The organism is Candidatus Thiosymbion oneisti, assembly GCF_900092655.1.
GTDB lineage: Bacteria > Pseudomonadota > Gammaproteobacteria > Chromatiales > Chromatiaceae > Thiosymbion > Thiosymbion oneisti.
The window spans coordinates 1-1,890 of record NZ_FLUY01000111.1 but is presented as its reverse complement, the minus strand read 5'-3'; the positions used below and the strand labels follow the sequence as shown (position 1 = coordinate 1,890).

1 protein-coding gene is annotated in these 1,890 nt (G+C 64.3%); it reads left to right on the top strand.

The window, feature by feature from the left end; genetic code table 11:
* Positions 1-212 precede the first annotated feature (212 nt).
* Entirely contained in the window at positions 213-1,685 is a 1,473-nt protein-coding gene (gene bamB, locus BQ17_RS01160) for an outer membrane protein assembly factor BamB (RefSeq protein ID WP_256091434.1), read from the top strand.
* Positions 1,686-1,890 lie beyond the last annotated feature (205 nt).

Below are 1,890 nucleotides of genomic sequence, written 5' to 3'. Positions count from 1 at the left end.
CGCTTTGGATGTGGCGAGGTATCCGTTCCCGGCCAAGGTGTTGTGGCCAGAGGAAAGCGCCGTCGCCGCGGCGCGGGAGGAACCGAAGGGCCCGGTTCCCGGCCAACGCCGTTGGTATCCCCCGTAGCTGAGGTTCAATGCGGCCGCGCCGCTTTGCCGGCGCACTCCAAAGTAGTACGGAATCCATAAAGAGCCTCGTTTTTTTGCCGCAAATGAACGCAAAGCGAACCGCATCTTTAGATGGCAGGCGTGCCCAATACCGGCTTGGGCACGGGCACCGCAAAAACAGCGCACCATTTTTCGCCGATCGCCTGAAAACCCGCGTGCGCATGGGTTTCCTGACCATATTCTCGGTCCTGCTGCTCAGCGGCTGTGGCATCATGTCCTGGTTCGGCGGCGAAGAGGACCCCCGCCCCCCGACGGAACTCAAGGACCTGAAGCCCGAGATCACCGTCACCATACTCTGGTCCAGGGAGATCGGGGTGGGAACGGACGGGCGGCGGCTCAATCTGATTCCGGCGCTCCGTGGCGGGCGCCTCTATGTCGCCGATGCCGAAGGCCGCATCCTGGCCCTGGACGCTGCCACCGGAAAGGTCCTGTGGGAACGGGAGACGGGCCTTCCCTTCAGCGGCGGGCCGGAGGTGGATGCCGAGCACATCATCCTTGGCTCCAGCGACGGTGACCTGGTAGCGCGCTCGGCGCGCGACGGTGCCGAGCGCTGGCATGCCCGCTTGGGCAGCGAGGTCCTCTCCGTACCCCGCATCGCCGGCTCCAGCGTCCTGGTCCACACCCTGGACGACAGCGTCTACGCATTCGATCTCGGCTCCGGCAATCGGCTCTGGAAGTACAGCTACTCGGCCCCGGTCCTCACCCTGCGCGGCAGCAGCATGCCGGCCATCACCGACGACAGCGTCATCGTCGGCATCTCCGGCGGTCAGTTGATCAATCTGGAGCTCCAAAGCGGTGTGCCGCGCTGGGAAACCATCGTGACCCCACCGCACGGCCGTTCCGAGCTGGCACGTATCGCCGACATCGACGCCGACCCCATCATCGTCGCGGACACGATTTATGTCGCCACCTACAATGGGGATCTGGCCGCCGTCGACCTGACCACCGGCTCCGTGCGCTGGCGCCGCCAGCTCTCAGCCCACGCGGGGCTGGCAGCGAGCGCCGGCATACTCTATATCACCGACTCCGATGACCTGATATGGGCCGCAACCGCCGCCGGAACCGACATCTGGAAACAAGAGGCGCTCAAGTACCGACGCCTGACCGCCCCGGCGGTACTCGGCAACCTGGTGGCGGTGGGGGACATGGAAGGCTATGTCCATTGGCTGGATCGCCGTGACGGTCGCCTGGTGGCCCGAGTCGAGGTAGCGGACGGACCCATCACAGGGCGCCCCCAGGTGGCAGGCGGTAAGCTCTACGTCTACGGCAACGACGGCACCCTGGCCGCACTCTCTGCAGGATCACCGCCGCCACCGCCGCCTAAACCTAGGAAACCTAAGCCGACCCCGAATCCTGATGATACGGATACTCCAACCGCTCGCGCTGTGGATGCACCATACCCGGCGGGATCGCCGCCCGCATCATCGCCCAAACCTAAGCCGACCCCGAACCCCGGTGGTACCGGCACCTCCCGCGCTGCGGATGTGCCCCGTCAGGATAAGCAGGTACGGGAATGATTAACCGCTTCTCCGAGTCCCCAGCATCTCTGCGGTGCATACGAGTGGGCACCTGTTGTCAAGGAAGCTGAACTTAATCTCAGGAATGTTCTAGAGGGCGTTCTCAATTGAGCTGAATCCTCATGAAGATCAAGCACATCAGGCCCATGCAGCAGCGGCTACGAGTTTCCGAGACACTCCGCGGCGCGGAGCTTCTGCGTTCCCA

What these genes read in the sequence shown, in the direction of transcription:
- bamB (WP_256091434.1), top strand. Translation starts at nt 213, where the DNA reads ATGAACGCAAAGCGAACCGCATCTTTAGATGGCAGGCGTGCCCAATAC.